Genomic DNA, 15690 nt, shown 5'->3' with positions numbered 1-15690 from the left:
CGGAATTAATGATAAGAGAACCGGCGATCCGGGGTTCGAGTCCCCAGTGGCGAATTAGGACAATATTGGAAGCGGGGCTATGGAAGGCCCGCTTCTTTTTTTTGTCCTGCGTTCGGTCCGTCTCCGGACCTCCTTCCTACCTGCTCAGGCATTCCCTCGTTCGTTGTTGTTATCACGCGTTTTTTGCAGCCCTTCCGTCTTCTTTTGAAGGAGGCGCGTGATGGAAACGGCGAAGGCTCCGGTCCGCAAAAAAACGGCCACTTCTTCCTCGAAAAAAAACGCTTCCATTGAGTACCATCCCGCGGCGGCGGTGCAGAAAAAAAGCCTGCGCCGCGCCATGAAAGGCGAGGCCGGGGGCAACGCCGTTCCCGTCGGCCCCACATCGGATAAGTATGAACGGGAAGCCGACCGGGTGGCCGATTCCGTTATGCGCATGCCCGACCCGGCGGTGCGTTCCATGAACGCAACCGTGGAATCCCCTTCCCAGATACAACGCAATGAAGCCGCTCCCGCGTCCAGTGAAGAAAAGAAGGAAGAACCGCAACCGGAAGAGGAAAAGAAAAACCCCGAAGTTTTAAAGAAGAGCCTTCTCCAGCGTGCCGTGACGGAAGACACTTCCAACCCTGAAGAAAAACCGGAAGAGAAGGAGACGGAAGAAACCGAAGCCCGGATTCAAAGGCAGGAAGCGGAAGGAGCGGGGGCGCAGGAGGAAGGCCCGGCGGAAGGTGCAGGCACTGAAGGCGAGATCGATCAACAGGAAACGGAAGCCAAAGGCGAAGGTGAAGAACCGGTCAGCGAGGAAGAACCGGAAGCCTGGCCGGAGCCGGAACCGGGCGAAATCGAGTCGGTCGAAAAAGTTCAGCGCAAGAGTAGCGGTGGCGGAGTGACGCACGTGGCCGATCCGGGCGTCAACGCCCGCATTCAATCGCCGAACGGCGGACGGCCTTTGTCTTCCGGGTTGCGATCATTTGTCGAGCCGCGCCTCAATCAGGATTTTTCCAACGTCCGTGTGCACGATTCACAACAGGACCGGGAAGACTCCACATCCCTGCAGGCGCGCGCATTCACCTACGGCAACCACATCTGGGTGGGCAAAAACGAAAGCGCCGACGACCGCCGATTGATGACGCACGAACTGGTGCATGTGGTGCAACAGGGGGGTGGCGTGAAACGCAAACCGGCACCCGAAATTTCCAAAGCGCCGAAGCGCGTGCAGGGGGGCTGGTGGGACGATCTCAAATCCGCCGGCAGGGCGATTGTCGAAGCGGTGGCGGACCCCGCCGAAGCTCTGCGCAAGGCCAAGGACGCATTGCTCAGCAAGGCGTCGGAGTTCGTGCAGAAGGTGCCGGGATTCAAACTGCTCACCGTCATCCTCGGCAAAAACCCCATCACCGACAAAACGGTGGAGCGCAACGCCAACAACCTGATCGAAGGATTTCTGGAATTCGTGCCCGGCGGCACGAAGATGTTCCAGAACCTGAAGGAATCCGGCGCCCTGCAAAAATCTTATGACTGGTTGAAGGCGCAGTTGGCAAAACTCAACCTCGGCTGGTCCGTCATCAAGGGACTGTTCCGCGAGGCATGGGACGCCGTCAGCCTGTCCGACATCGCCAATCCTTTCGGAATATTCGATAAATTAAAACGAATCTTCATGCCGCCTTTGATCCGCATCAAAAATTTTGCGGTGGCGGTCGGCGAGAAGATCATCGAATTCGTTTTTGAAGGAGCCATGAAGCTGGCCGGGCCGCTGGCGCAGAAGGTCATCGGTGTCTTCAAACAGGGCAAGGACGTTTTCTCCACCATCATCAACGATCCCGTGCAGTTCCTCAAGAACCTGCTTTCGTCGGTGAAAGGTGGTTTCGGCCAGTTCAAAGACAATATTGTCGAGCATCTCAAGAAGGGATTGTTCGGCTGGCTGTTCGGTGCGTTGGAAGGCGCGGGCCTGACCCTGCCCAAGAAGTTCGATCTCAAGGGCATCCTGTCCATCACTCTGCAGGTGCTGGGACTGACGTACGCGCGCGTCCGCACCAAGCTGGTGAAGGTGATCGGCGAGAAGCGGGTGGCCTTCATCGAAAAAGCGGTCGAGGTGGTGAAGATTCTCGTCACCGAAGGCCTCGCGGGTGTATGGAAAAGACTGCTGGGCTGGATCGGATCGTTGAAGGAAATGGTCATCGCCCAGATCCGCAACTGGGTCATCACGCAGATAGTGAAGGCCGCGGTGAAAAAGCTGGTCACTCTGTTCAATCCCGTCGGTGCCATCATCCAGGCCATCCTCACCACTTATGATGTGATCGTGTTTTTCATTGAGCGCATCAAGCAGATCATCGCCGTAGTGGAATCGATCTTCCAGTCTATCGGCAAAATAGCCCGCGGCCAGTTGAGCGAGGCGAAAAACTTTGTCGAGCAGACGTTGAGCCGCACCGTGCCGGTGGTGATCAGTTTCCTCGCCAGCTTTGCCGGGCTGGGCGGCATCTCGAAAAAAATCAAAGCCATCATCAAGTCCATCCAGAAGAAAGTGGACAAGGCCATCGACAAGCTCATCAACTTCATCGTGGGCAAAGCCAAGGCTCTGTTCGGCAAGGCCAAGGCTGTGGCGGGAAAAGTCAAACAGTGGTGGAGCGAGCGCAAAACCTTCACCGTCGGCAAGAAACAGCACTCCCTGTTTTTCGAAGGTGCCGACATCATGGTGAAGAGCGAAAAGAAGTCTCTGGGCAAGTTTCTCAAGGACGCGAAAACCCGGTTGGGACAGTTGCAGGCCGGGCAGAAGGGGGCGGACAAGGACGACCTCGGCCGTCTGTCGACAATCTATGGCAAGGCCGACCTGTTGTATGCGCAGTTGAAAAGCGCACGCGACAAAACAATGAGCGATGCGCGCAAAGGCAAGGGAGACGCCCCCACCAAGGATGAGGAAAAGAAATATGGGGAATTGCGGGACGCTGTGGCCGCGCTCATGGCGACTTTGAGCAGTGAAGGGGGCTCCACTGCCGAAGCGACGAAGGTGACGTACGGCGGACTGGAACACGGTCAACTGGGAATAAGCGCCACCGCCAATCCGCTCAGCATCAAAGGGGAAGCGGGAAGCGAACCCACTTCGGCGGTCAACACGGACATCTGGAACGCGGTCAGCCAGCGCAAGGAAAGCGGCCGCAGTTTTTACATCCGCGGACACCTGTTGAACGCACGCCTGCACGGACCGGGCGACAATAAAAAGAACATCACTCCGATTACGGAGACCGCCAACAAACAGCACTCCAGCCAGGCCGAGGAAAAAGTGAAGGACGTGGTGTGGAACCGCAAAGGCAGCAAGGGCAAGGATGAGAATCCCGGCGGTGTGGCGGTGTATTATAAAGTGGCGGCGGTGTACGACGGCGGCAACAAATCCACCGCTGACAAATTGATCAAGCAGGTGGACACGACCGACAAATACGACTCGCAGGCCGGGCGTGATACGGCCAAACACATTCTGGAAAACGAGAAGAAATTGCCCACCGCCCTCAAGGTGGAGGCTCACCGCCTGGACGATAAGAAAACTCCGATCCCGGTCATCCCCAGCATATCTACCAAAATGCCCGACGCCCTGCCAGGTGTGGAGGGTGCGCGTCCTACGCCGGTGAACCTGAGCACCGACGATGCCGCAACCATCCATGCCAACACGGGCATCGGCATGGCCAAAGCCACACTGATTGCGGAATCGCGCGCCGCCGACGGGTATCTGTGGTGGGAATCCAAATCCGCCGCCGAGGGAGGCGCAACGGATGGAAAGCACACCGCCATCGAATCGGTTCCCGGTATCGGTTCCAAGACCATCGAAAAACTCAAAGGCATGCCGTGGGTCAAACTGCGAAAATAAAATATTCATCGGCGGCATAAGGATTCGGGACGTCTCCGCGCTGGAGACAGCCTGAAGATTGTGCCATCCGTCCTCATTGACCCAAGTTCCTTCCCGGCAGATTCCCTGAAAAAGCGCGATTTACGAAATGAAGTTTGACGTGCGGAGCCATCACGCAGGGCCTATATTGAAAAGTGCAGGCTGGAGGCTTTGCGTATGGACCGGTATGAAGAGCAAATCACCCGGTACGTCACCGGGCTGAGTTATGAGCGCCTGTCGGACCACGCCATCTCCTGTGCCAAGGAGCGCTGGCTGGACAGCCTGGCCACCGCGTGGGCGGCGTATGATGCGCCCCCTGCCATCGGCATGCGCCGGTTCGCCACCTCGGCCACCGCCGCCCCCGGCGCGACGGTGATGGGCACGGCGCATAAAGCACCGATGGATTACGCCGCGTTGTATCTGGCGACGCTCATCCGCGCGCTTGATTGGAACGACACCTACCTCAACCGCGAACCCGCCCATCCCAGTGACAACCTGGGGGCTGTTCTTGCGGTAGCCGAAGCGGAAGGCCGCACCGGGCGCGACCTCCTTCTCGCCACCATCCTTGCTTACGAACTGCATTGCCGTTTGTGCGATGCGGCGGCACTCCGCAAAAAGGGATGGGACCATGTCACTTACGGGTCGATCTCCTCCACCGCCGCGGCGGCGAAACTGTTGGGCCTGTCCGCCGAGCAGACGCGCGACGCCCTCGCCATCGCCATCACCACCGGCAATTACCTCCGGCAGACGCGCATTGGCACCATCTCGCAATGGAAAGCCGCGGCGTTTGCGCAGGCGTCGCAGAACGGCGTGCGCGCCGCGTTGTATGTGAAGCACGGACTCACCGGACCCAGCGATATTTTTACGGGCAAGCACGGCTTCATCAACCAGATCACGCAGGGTGAGTTTGACCTGGCTTTGAAATTTGGCGGCGAGGATCGGGAAGAGTTCAAGATCGTGGACACATACATCAAGTATTTCCCGGCGGAGTACCATTCGCAAAGCGCCATCTGGGCGGCGCTCGAGTTGCGCGAGGACATCGGCGCGGAGCGGATTGCCGGCATCGAACGCATTCATGTCGAGACCAGCTTTCATTCGTACGAGATCATTGGCAAGGAACCGGAGAAGTGGACGCCGAAAACCAAGGAGACCGCCGACCACAGTCTGCCGTACATCGTGGCGGTGGCGCTGATGGATGGCGACATCACGCTCGAGCAATTCGATCCCACGCATCTGGGTGACGCGGCGCTTCAATCCCTGGTGCAGAAGGTGACGGTTGCGGAGAACAAGCATTACACGGAGATGTATGGCAAGTCGTTTCCGAACAAAGTCACGGTCACCATGCAGGATGGCACGGTGTTCGAACAGGAAGTGCTCGATCCGAAAGGCCACCCGAACAACCCGCTCAAGCCGAAGGAACTGGAGAAAAAATTCCGCGCCGCGGCGGGACCGTGGCTGAGTGTCGACCAGCAGGACCGGGTGGTAGAGATGGTGTGGCGGATGGACGAGTTGGAAAGTCCGGCACCGTTGATGCAAGCCATGGTGTTGCCATGAAACCCCGTGCCTCGTTTCGCGATCTTCTCGCCGGTTCCCAAAAGCCGGTGGTCCTGCCCGGCGTCTACAACGCCTTCACGGCGAAACAGGCGGCGGCAATGAACTTTTCCGGACTCTACCTTTCCGGAGCGGCGCTTTCCAACAGCCTGGGGGTGCCGGACAACGGCACGCTCGGACTCGACGAATTTGCCTGGCTCGGGCGGTGGATTGTGCAGGCCGTCGACCTGCCCGTGTTGTGCGACGCGGATACGGGGTTTGAGGATATCGAGGTGACGATCCGGCGCTACATCGAAACCGGGTTTGCGGGCATTCAGATCGAGGACCAGGTCTTTCCCAAACGGTGCGGTCACCTCCAGGGAAAGGAAGTGGTTCCCGCTGAAGAAATGGTGTCCAGGTTGAAGCAGGCTGTGGCGGTGCGCAACGCGATGGCTCCCGACTTCCTGATCGTGGCGCGCACGGATGCCCGTGGCGCGGACAATGTGGATGTTGGCGGTCAACTTGACGAATGCATCGACCGGGGCAACCGTTACCGGGAAGCGGGAGCCGATGTGATCTTTCCCGAGGCGTTGAAGGATGAAAATGAATTTGCCCGCGTCCGAAAGGAAGTGGCGGGACCGCTTCTCGCCAACATGACGGAGTTCGGTCAGACGCCGCTGATGGGAGCGCGTGAGTTCTCCCGGCTGGGCTACGACTTTGTCATTTTTCCGGTGTCGCTGTTCCGTTTTCATGCCGGATGCACCAAGAGATTTTTCTCGACCTTATCCAAAGAGGGCAGTCAGGAAAGCCGGCTGTCTGAAATGATGAACCGGAAGGAAATAAATGGAATCTTGAACTATGAGCCCTAATACCGAAGTGCTGAATACCGTGGACAACGGATTGGACGGGGTTCCGGTCTGTACCTCCGACATTTCCCTCACCACGGTCGATAAGGACGGCAACCCCATCCTCCTTTACCGGGGGTACAGCATTTACGATCTCATCCAGGGGCCGTTCGAGGAGACCGTGCACCTGATCCTTCATGGAACCCTGCCGAATGGCAAGGAGTTGAATGCGTTCAAGGAGGAATTGAGCCGCCATGCGAAATTGGATGAGCCTATCCTGAGTCATCTCCGGTCTTATCCGGAAAACGTGCACATGATGGACCTGCTGATGACGTCGCTTTCTTTCGCGCGCATGTGGGATGCCGATTACACCAATTCGTTGTGGCAGACGCCGAAGATGGACGAGGAACTCGCCCGCCTGCTTTTGAACGCAGGTGTGCGTCTCGGCGCAAAGATCCCTGCGCTCATGACCGCGGGCTGGCGCATCCGCAAAGGCATGAAACCCATCGAGCCGGACCCACGGTTGCCGTTTGCCGGCAACATCCTGCATATGCTGGACATCCAACCGGAGCCGGAACTGGTGGACGCGCTCAACACCATTTTGATTTTGTACCTCGACCACACCATCAACTGCTCGACGTTCGCGGCGCTGGTGGTGGAGTCGTCGATGACCGATCCGTACACGCCGCTCATCGCCGCGGGCGCGCCGCTCAAGGGAGTACGCCACGGCGGGGCCAACGAACTGGCGGCGATGATGTTCGAGGAGATCGGCACGCCCGACCGCGCACAATCCTACATCATGAATAAATTGAACAACGGCGAGTTGGTGTTCGGTTTTGGCCACCGCCTGCCGCATTACAAGCACAAAAAGGAATCGCGGGTCACCATTGCGGAACGCATCGGCCGCCCCCTGGCACAAAAAAAGGGAATGGGTCATTTGTTTGAGATCTACGACATCATCGGCCGTGTCATGCTGAAGGAAAAAGATCGCGCTCCCAATGCGGATCTGCCCATCTGCATTCTGCTCAAACTCCTGGGCATTCCCCGGGAACTGAACACACCGATTTTCCAGGCCAGCCGCCATTTCGGATGGCTGGCCAACATTCTCCGGCAACGCAGGGCGAAGGGGCCGCTGTTTCGCCCTACGCAGGAATACACGGGACCCGACATCGACGCGATGCGGACGTATGTGCCGCTGGAAAAGCGGTGACGCCTTTGTTTTGCTATCAACAGGACCGGTGCTATGCCACTGCCACGTCATAAGATCCGCGGATTCCTCGGCGTCAAAAGCAACGACGGACACGACGCGCCGCTGTTGATCGTCGCCGATGCTCTGAAAAAAGCGGGAATCGAAGTCATCCTTGGCGGTTACGACCTCACGGTGGACAAGTTTGTCCACGCGATCGTGCAGGAAGGCGTGCAGTTTGCGGGAATCAGTTCTTACAACGGAGGACACATTCCCTTTTTCCGCGCTGTACGTGATCGTTTGCAGGCAATGGGGCACCCGCACATCCATCTCATTGGAGGCGGCGGCGCGACGTTCCTCGATCGCGACATCCGCCTGCTGGAAAAAGAAAAAGGCATCGATAAAATTTTTGGAACGGGGGAAGGCACAAAAAGCGTCGCGTACGTCCAGGCGAATTACGGATTTTCCACCGTTCCCGAGCGACTGGACGATCTGCCAAAACGCGCCCAAGGGGGAGAAATTCCCGCCATCGCCCAGCTTTTGAATGTGGCGGAAGAAAAAGCGTGGCTGGAGACACTGGTCGAAACGGCATCGCGGTCCGGAAACGGAGAAGACGCGATTGTGGAGACGGAGGTTGCCGACTGGCAGGAACGCATCCGTTATTTCGGCGATTGTTTGGAGTCATTGAACGGCTCCGAAGCCGGAAGACTCGTGGTCGGTATTGCCGGCCGGGGCGGTTCTGGAAAAAGCACGTTGCTCGACGAATTGCTCCTGCGTTGGTTTCAGGACAAGCGCCATGACGAACGCAAGGCGGCGGTGATCGCCATCGATCCCTCTTCCAAAAGTTCGGGTGGCGCGCTGTTGGCCGACCGCATTGCGTACATGTACGCCACCGACAAGAACTGGGTGGATACCGGCCGCGTCTTCATTCGCAGTGTGGCGTCGCGGGGATACGGCGAGGGGCTGGCGCGGGCGTTGCCGGACATGATCCGCGTTTTCCGGGCCGGCGGCTACGATGTGTTTGTCGAGACCTACGGCATCGGTCAACCGGATGCGGGCATCGCGGACCTGGTGGACAAGGCGGTGCTGGTGACCACGCCGGACCTGGGCGGTCCGTACCAGTTGATGAAGGAAGAGATGCTCAACCGGCCGGATGTGCTGGTCGTGCTGAACAAAAGCGAATTGCCCGGCGCCCGGCGTGCGCACAGCCTGCTCCGTTCGCGTGTTCCGGAACGCAACCTGTTTCTGACCACCGCCACCGAGCACCGCAATCCGGGCGTTGATGAACTGTACCGGGCACTGATGGAATCTCATGAACGATAGCCTTCTCTCCAGGATCGTCTCGGCCAACGAGGCATACCAGCAACGCGTTGAGGATTCCGTGCGCCGCGCGAAGTCGGATCCGGAATACCAGCAGGAGTTGCTGAAACTTTGGAACGACAAAGCCGAACGCATTCAAAAACGCGCCCTGCCCACGGGCGCCGCCATTCCCCTCGTCGCGCTTCCGCAGATCGATCATCCGGCGCAGATCGCGCGTTACCAGGGCGAGTGGGGGTTCCCCGGTGAGTTCCCATTTGGCCTGTCGATCTACCCGCAGGCGTTTTTGATTGTGGAGGGAAAGCGCGGCCACGAGGAGCCGACCCGCCTGTTCGCCGGGCTGGGATCGCCGGAGATGACCAACGAACGCTTTCATTATATTGTCAGCGGCCAGCAGTCGAAACGCCTGAGCACCGCCTTCGATACCAACACCCTGCTGGGGCGAAGCGCCGACGATCCGGATTATTTTTACGACATTGGCGAGGGTGGGGTGTCGGTTTCCACCTACGAAGATGTGAAAATGCTGTATCAGGGATTTTTCAAGGACGAGGTCAGCATTTCCATGACCATCAACGGCCCTTCGTTGTGGATGACGGCGGCGCGGTTGAAAGCGGCGCAGGAAGCAGGGCAGGATTTGAAACAGGTGCGCGGCACGTCGCAGACCGATCCCTGTAAGGAGGATGACGCGCAGAACGAGTTGTTGTTCCCCTTGGACAAGTCCATCCGCCTCGCGATGGATATGTTCGAATGGTGTTTGGAGAACGCTCCGTCCTATTACCCGATCAATGTCAGTGGGTATCACATCGAGCAGAAAGGAGCGACGCCGATCCAGCAGGCGGCCTTCACGCTGGCGAATGGTTTCGTGTATGTGGAGGAGGCGTTGAGGCGGGGCCTCGACATCAACCGGGTTGCGCGGCGCCTGCCCTTCTTCTTTACCTCCGGTCCCGACTTCGAATACATTGCGTTGCTCAGTGCGGCGCGGCGGTGCTGGGCCGTGGCCATGCGGGATGTGTATGGGGCAAGCGACCCCGCCGCGCAGAAGCTCAAAGCCCACATTCAAACTTCCGGACGCAGTCTCCACGAACGGGAATACCTGAACAACATCACCCGCACCGCGTTGGAATTGTTTTACGCGTTGTTGAATTATCCGCAGGCCCTGCACAGCAACTCCTATGACGAGCCGTTCACCATCCCCACGGAGCAAAGCGTGCGCATCGCCTCCGACGCGCAGGCGATCCTTTTGGAAGAGATGGGTGGGTTCAAGGACATGATGGCGTTTTTGAGCGACAGTTCCGGCCGCTTTCAGGCGTACCACACGGTGCTGGACGGCGTCCTTGAATATTTCCGCCGCATCGCTGATCTGGGCGGCATTTTAGAGGCAAAGGCAGAGGGCTTCTTTCGCGATGAAATCGCACAGTCATCCGCGCGTTATGAGGAGCAGGTGGAAACCGGCCGGCGGCGGGTGGTTGCGGTCAACTGTTACCCGCGGCGGGAGACGGAGAGACCGAGCGTGGCGCGCACGGAAATCTCAGACGCCTTGAAGCGGGAACGCGCGCAGGATGTGAAACGGTTCAAGCAGAACCGCAATGCCCTGCGTGTGCGGGACAGCCTGCGCCGCCTGAAAGAAACCGCGGATAAGCGAGGAAACGTGTTCGCCGTCACCTTGGACATCGTGAAAGAAATCACGCTGGATGAGTGGACCCGTGCTTTGCAGGAAGTGTACGGGCTGTACCGCCGCAAACTTTGAGAACAGATCAAATCACTCGTTCGATGCCGAGCGCCACCGCTTCGCCGCCGCCCAGGCAGATGGCGGCCACACCTTTTTTCAAGTTGCGGGCCTGAAGCGCATACAGCAGAGTCACCAGCAGGCGGGCACCGGAGGCGCCGATGGGATGTCCCAGCGCCACCGCCCCACCGTTCACGTTCAACTTTTCCCGGTCCAGGTGCAGGGCTTCGCAGACTGCCAGCATGGCGACGGAAAACGCTTCGTTGATCTCGAAAAGATCGATGTCTTCGATGCGGGCGGGCCACTCCTTCAACAGCCGGGCGATGGCCTCGACGGGCGCGACGGGGAAATGATGCGGGTCTGTGGAGAATGTCGATTGACCCATGATGCGCGCCAGGGGTTTCAACGTGTCGTCCTCGCGCCCGATGACGAGCGCCGCCGCGCCATCGTTGATCTTCGATGCGTTGCCGGCGGTGATGCACCCCGCATCCTTGACAAACGCGGGCGGCAGATTGGGCAGGCGTTCCAGATCGTTGGCGAAGGGCTGTTCGTCCTTATCGATGATCACGGTTTCATTTTTGCGCTCAATGGGGATGCCGACGATTTCGTGGGAAAACCGGCAGTTTTCCTGAGCTTCCCGTGCGCGGCGGTAACTTTCCAAAGCATAATCGTCCTGCGCCTTGCGGCTGTATCGCTGCGAAAGCGCTTCCGCGATCTCGCCCATGTGGCATTGGCCGAAGCTGTCCCAAAGACCGTCCAGAATGAGGCTGTCTAAAATCTGCATGTGTCCCAGTCGGTAGCCCTGCCGGGAATTGGGAAGCAGATGCGGGGCCAGGCTCATGTTCTCCATACCACCCGCGACGATGAAGTCGGCGCGTCCCAGGCGGATGGCATCGTCAGCCAGCATGACCGCTTTCAACCCCGAACCGCACACCTTGTTCACAGTGAGCGCAGCCACTCGTGGAGGCAGGCCGCCACGGATTGCCGCCTGCCGTGCCGGGGCCTGGCCGAGCCCGGCCGAAACCACGTTGCCCATAATGACCTCACCGATTTTGTCCGGCGACACGCCACTGCGGGCCACGGCTTCCCGGATCGCCGCCGCGCCCAGTTGGGGTGCGGGGATGCGGCTCAAAGCGCCGCCGATTTTCCCGATCGGCGTTCGCGCCGCGCCATAAATGCAGGTAGTGATCGGTTTCATGATTCCTCACTTTCCGTTCGCATGGAAAGCGGGCCCGTCGGGATGTCATCCCGAAGTGTCAAAGGCTGCCGCCGCCCGTTTTTCCGTCCACGCCTCGGTGCTTTTCAGCGGCGCGGCGGAGAAGGTTTGAAGCATTCGCTGGTATTTATCCCGCCACCATTCCTCAGCCTGCTCGGTATGAATTTCCTTCACCAGTTCATAGCCGCTGGCCTTGTACGGGTAGGCCGCCGCCTCGCAGGCAGTCTCATAATTTTTTTCGTTCAGCAACGGGATGAGTGACAGCATGCGCCGCCGGTACACGCCAATGGCTTTTTGCTCGTGTTTCCTCATGTCGCTGAACATGTAGAACGGGTCCAGCTTCGTTCCACGCAAAAACTTGAAGTACCGAAGCAGTTTCAACGCCCAGGGGGGGAACTCCCACTTGCCATCCTGCTCGAAACGCTCGCGGATGTAGTTCCAGTCGCGGAGAAGAGGAATCTGCTCGAGGATGGGCGGCCTCAGCAGAAAGCGGATTTTTTCGATCTCCCCTGCGGCGTACATGCGGGTGATGCGGTCCATCTCTTCCGGGCGGGTCAACAAGTCCGCCACCCGGTACTCGTCCTTGTACGCCATCATTTGATAGAGGTGGTCCGCGACGGCCTGGGTGAAGCGCAGTTTCCGGTCGGGGAAGCATGCCGCATCGAAGCGGTAAATCTCTTCGACAAAGTCCACGAACTGTTGTGCATAATTTCCGTTTTGGAACCGGAACAGTTCGTACACCTCGCGTGCGAATTTGGGACGATGGATCGCTTCAAACGGAAACTTCCGCGCGAGAGCCTCAAAACGGGCCCGGTCCCAGAAGGGAAGGTTTTGCTTGAACCCGCGGATCCGTTCTTCGAAAGTCTGCGGTTTGGGAAATGCCAGCGACCGTACCTTTTCCGGATTGAGGGCGTACAAGCGGCCGAAACGGAATGCCAGTACATTGATTTCCACTTCCACGTTGTTTTTACGGATGCCTTCCTCGATGCTTTCGGGATCGTCCACCGGAAAGTCTTCAATGCTTTGAAAGGCCACTCCCAGCAGAAACAGGTTGGTGGGTTTGTGGTCCATGAACAGGGATTCCACGATGTCCGTTGCATTCACGTAGATATTCCGCTCCGCATCGGTGAACGAATCAATGATACCGCGGAGGGATTCCAGCGAAGGGAATTCCGCCTTGCCGACAATCATCGGCATGGTCGGCACCTTGGCGGTATTGATGATGGCGCGGGTTTTGTCCGGTGATGCCGCTCTCAGGTTTTCCGGATTGACCGCACCGATCAGGTCCGAGCAGATATACAGGTCCGCGCCGCCCGCCTCGATTTTGAAGCCTTCGCGCAAGTCGTACCCTGCAGATGCGATCTTCAGGTTATTGCGTACCTCCCCGCCCTTCTGCGACAGTCCCGTATCGTCTTCCTTGACGATGTTCTTGCCTTCTGTGGTGGCGGCGCGGGCGAGGATCTCGTAGGCGGTCATGAGTCCCCAGCCGCCGATGCCGACCGAGAACACTTCGTACACCTTGCTGGAAGCGGGCCGGCGCAACGGTTTTGGCAAATCACGAACATGCGCCTGCAGGCTTTCCAGGTCCGGCGTCTTGAAGGGCGTGCCGGTACGCGTGTACACCTTGACGTATGACGGACAATCCCCTTTGGTGCAGGCCATGTCCTGGATACAGGAGAACTGGTGGATCTTGATCTTGGGGCCGAATTCCGTTTTGGTTTTCCACACGGAACTGCATTTCGCTTCGACGCCACAATCGCCACAGTCCTCGCACACCTCCGGATTGACGTGGACCCGGTAACGCGGCGCCAGTTCTTCATTTCTGCGCCGCTCGCGGATTTTCTCGATACCGCATTTCTGCACGTACCAGATCACGCTCAGCCCCGGCTTTTTCGAAAACTCCTCTTTGACGCGCAGGGTCTCCGATTTCGGGTACACCTCGATGCCGTAGCGTTTTTTGAAATGCCGGAACTCTCCCGGGTCTTCCGCTACCACGGCGATGTGCTCGATGCCTTCGCGCTGGATGTTGACGATGGCGGTTTCCGGATCGTCCTGGCCGACAGGCCTTTGGCCGCCGGTCATGGCGACAACACTGTTGTCAACGTAAAGCAGAGTCTGGTTGGTGTCGTCGATGCCGTAATGCTCTTTCAGATGCTGGATGGCGTCGCGGATGAAATTGATGTTGAGCCGTGACGAATGGAAATAAGTTCCGTCGCCGCATCCCTGGTCGGCATGCATGCGGTAACTGAACGCCGACGCGCCCATCCACAGCAATCCCTCGCTTTCCATCGGGCCCACCACCACTGAGCGGTTGCTGGCCAACGAGTCGATGATCGACATGGTCGAGCAACCAATGCCGATGCCCATCAGGTGCTTGGGTGTGATTTCAATGGTGACGGGGTTGCCGTCGAGATCATGCGAGTGCACCGTGGTCGCGTCCACCGTGCCTTCCCGCAGGTGGTGCCCGGCGATTTCCAGCGCCGTGCGGTGCTGGCATCCGGAGCAGTAAGCGGGAGGACGCTTGATCTGGATCGGCAGGCTGAGTTCCGCATAACGCCGGCGCTCGTTCAAAATCACTTCCAGGTTGCGGTCGCGGAACGCGGGTTTCCGTGCCAGGCGCGGCCCCAGGATCTGCGCGATCCGGTCGGAATCCAGGTTGCCGTTCGCCGGGAACAGCGTCACCCCGTTTTCGTCCTGCTTGCCGACGATGACGGGACGCGTTGAGTCGTTGAACAGCGCGTTCTTGATGTGCGATTCGTAAAATGGACGCTTTTCTTCGATGATGATCAGTTCTTTCTTACCGCGGGCGAACTCGCGGAGCGAGGCCATGTCCGCGGGCCAGGTGATGAGCGGCTTGAAGATTTCGACTTCCTTGTCGTAGATGTTCAGTTCCTTGAGCGCGCCGAGCAGGTCGTAATAGCTTTTGCCCGTGGCGACGATGCCGAAGTCCGATTTCAATTCGCGGTTGTGCCATTGGTCGAGGCCGAAGATGCGTGAGATCTCCGCGACCATGGGCAGTTTGGAATACAGCAGTTCGGATTCGTTGACCAATACGCTGGGGGGCAATAATACGGGGCTGAAATGCCGCGCGTAGTCTTTATTCTTCTCCAGAAAATCGAGAAACTTTTCGGCCAGCTCAAGATCCTCATTCGGGTTCAGCAGAAACTCCTGCGATCCGTCGCAGACGTAGGTTTCCAGCTTCAGGTTGATGGCCAAGCCCGACAGCATCGACACCAGCATGATGCGCTTGCCGGTTTCCAGAATTTCACGCACGTTGCCGGGATAGGCGGTGGGGATGTGGTTGGCGTAATGAATGAAATCGGTCTGGTGCGGCGTGGTGCTGCTTTTGCTCGTGTGGTCGTCGCCGCTGATGAAGTATGCGGCGCAGAATTTGTCGATGCCCGCCATCTGCATGTGATCCTGCACGTCGGCGATGCGGCGCACACCGGGTCCCTTGCCGTACCAGGCGCCGATGACGCCATCGACCTTGGACGGGCCGAACAGGCGATGAATCTGACTGCCCCACATCATGTTGGCGCCGGCTTCCTCGTTGCCACCGGGAACATGCAGGATGTGCCACTGCTTGAGCAGGGAATAGACCTTGCGCAGGTTGATGTCGAGCCCGCCCAATGGACTGCCTTCGTAACCGGAGATGAAATAAGCGAACCGTTTCTCCGGATAGATGGTCTGGACCAGGCGCAGGTTGTCGAAGTTCAGCCGCACCAAAGCCTGGATGCCGGTCAGGTGAAGCGGACCCTCCGTGGTCAGGTAGCGTTCTTCTTCCAGCGAAAGCTGTTTGCGTGGCGTTCGACGGATGCGGGCCGCTTCGCGCACGGGTTCAAAAGATTTGCCCTTGTTTCCAGACTTGGAACGAATCCTCATAATCATCTCCCTTGAGGTCCTGAAGCAGGACTCCCGGTTGGTCCCCACCGACGAGGCGTCTCACCTGCAACTGCCAGGAGGCCAATCCCAACGCGGTGGTTTCCCGGTGGATTTCCCATT

Annotated in this window: 8 protein-coding genes; 6 read left to right on the top strand and 2 right to left on the bottom strand. The window is 58.6% G+C overall.

Going from position 1 to position 15690, the window contains the following annotated elements:
* Positions 1–220 precede the first annotated feature (220 nt).
* The 6 genes from J2S31_RS12730 (at position 221) to J2S31_RS12705 (ending at position 10493) form a co-directional block, all read left to right on the top strand.
* Positions 221–3850: an eCIS core domain-containing protein gene (locus tag J2S31_RS12730; protein WP_237099504.1), complete on the top strand. Its 3630-nt coding sequence runs from the start codon at positions 221–223 to the stop codon at positions 3848–3850.
* Between the two features lie 195 nt (positions 3851–4045).
* Positions 4046–5422 (top strand): MmgE/PrpD family protein, encoded by a 1377-nt coding sequence (locus J2S31_RS12725; RefSeq protein ID WP_237099502.1) that lies wholly within the window; start codon positions 4046–4048, stop codon positions 5420–5422.
* Positions 5419–6267 (top strand): isocitrate lyase/PEP mutase family protein, encoded by an 849-nt coding sequence (locus J2S31_RS12720; RefSeq protein ID WP_237099500.1) that lies wholly within the window; start codon positions 5419–5421, stop codon positions 6265–6267. Before J2S31_RS12725 ends, J2S31_RS12720 begins: the two co-directional genes overlap by 4 nt.
* Positions 6257–7453 (top strand): citrate/2-methylcitrate synthase, encoded by a 1197-nt coding sequence (locus J2S31_RS12715; protein WP_237099498.1) that lies wholly within the window; start codon positions 6257–6259, stop codon positions 7451–7453. The genes J2S31_RS12720 and J2S31_RS12715 overlap by 11 nt, the downstream gene beginning before the upstream one ends.
* A gap of 33 nt (positions 7454–7486) precedes the next feature.
* Entirely contained in the window at positions 7487–8752 is a 1266-nt protein-coding gene (locus tag J2S31_RS12710; protein WP_237099496.1) for a cobalamin-dependent protein, read from the top strand.
* Positions 8742–10493 carry a methylmalonyl-CoA mutase family protein gene (locus J2S31_RS12705; RefSeq protein WP_237099470.1) on the top strand — a complete coding sequence of 584 codons (1752 nt, stop codon included), beginning with the start codon at positions 8742–8744 and terminating at the stop codon, positions 10491–10493. Before J2S31_RS12710 ends, J2S31_RS12705 begins: the two co-directional genes overlap by 11 nt.
* A 7-nt stretch (positions 10494–10500) precedes the next feature.
* Here J2S31_RS12705 and J2S31_RS12700 read toward each other — a convergent pair whose 3' ends face one another.
* Both J2S31_RS12700 and J2S31_RS12695 read right to left on the bottom strand, forming a co-directional pair.
* Positions 10501–11670, bottom strand: coding sequence for a thiolase family protein (locus tag J2S31_RS12700; RefSeq protein WP_237099469.1), 1170 nt, complete (start codon positions 11668–11670; stop codon positions 10501–10503).
* A 45-nt stretch (positions 11671–11715) separates the two neighbouring features.
* Complete coding sequence (locus J2S31_RS12695; protein ID WP_237099467.1) at positions 11716–15570, bottom strand: DUF6537 domain-containing protein; 3855 nt, start codon at positions 15568–15570, stop codon at positions 11716–11718.
* Positions 15571–15690 lie beyond the last annotated feature (120 nt).

The sequence above is a fragment of the Nitrospina gracilis Nb-211 genome, assembly GCF_021845525.1.
GTDB classification, from domain to species: Bacteria; Nitrospinota; Nitrospinia; order Nitrospinales; family Nitrospinaceae; genus Nitrospina; species Nitrospina gracilis_A.
Note: the sequence above shows the minus strand (reverse complement) of the source record. Positions and strands in the feature narration are given on the sequence as shown.

Coding starts and splice junctions, on each gene's coding strand:
- J2S31_RS12710 (WP_237099496.1), top strand. CDS start 7,487: ATGCCACTGCCACGTCATAAGATCCGCGGATTCCTCGGCGTCAAAAGC.
- J2S31_RS12720 (WP_237099500.1), top strand. CDS start 5,419: ATGAAACCCCGTGCCTCGTTTCGCGATCTTCTCGCCGGTTCCCAAAAG.
- J2S31_RS12730 (WP_237099504.1), top strand. CDS start 221: ATGGAAACGGCGAAGGCTCCGGTCCGCAAAAAAACGGCCACTTCTTCC.
- J2S31_RS12715 (WP_237099498.1), top strand. CDS start 6,257: ATGAGCCCTAATACCGAAGTGCTGAATACCGTGGACAACGGATTGGAC.
- J2S31_RS12700 (WP_237099469.1), bottom strand. CDS start 11,670: ATGAAACCGATCACTACCTGCATTTATGGCGCGGCGCGAACGCCGATC.
- J2S31_RS12695 (WP_237099467.1), bottom strand. CDS start 15,570: ATGAGGATTCGTTCCAAGTCTGGAAACAAGGGCAAATCTTTTGAACCC.
- J2S31_RS12725 (WP_237099502.1), top strand. CDS start 4,046: ATGGACCGGTATGAAGAGCAAATCACCCGGTACGTCACCGGGCTGAGT.
- J2S31_RS12705 (WP_237099470.1), top strand. CDS start 8,742: ATGAACGATAGCCTTCTCTCCAGGATCGTCTCGGCCAACGAGGCATAC.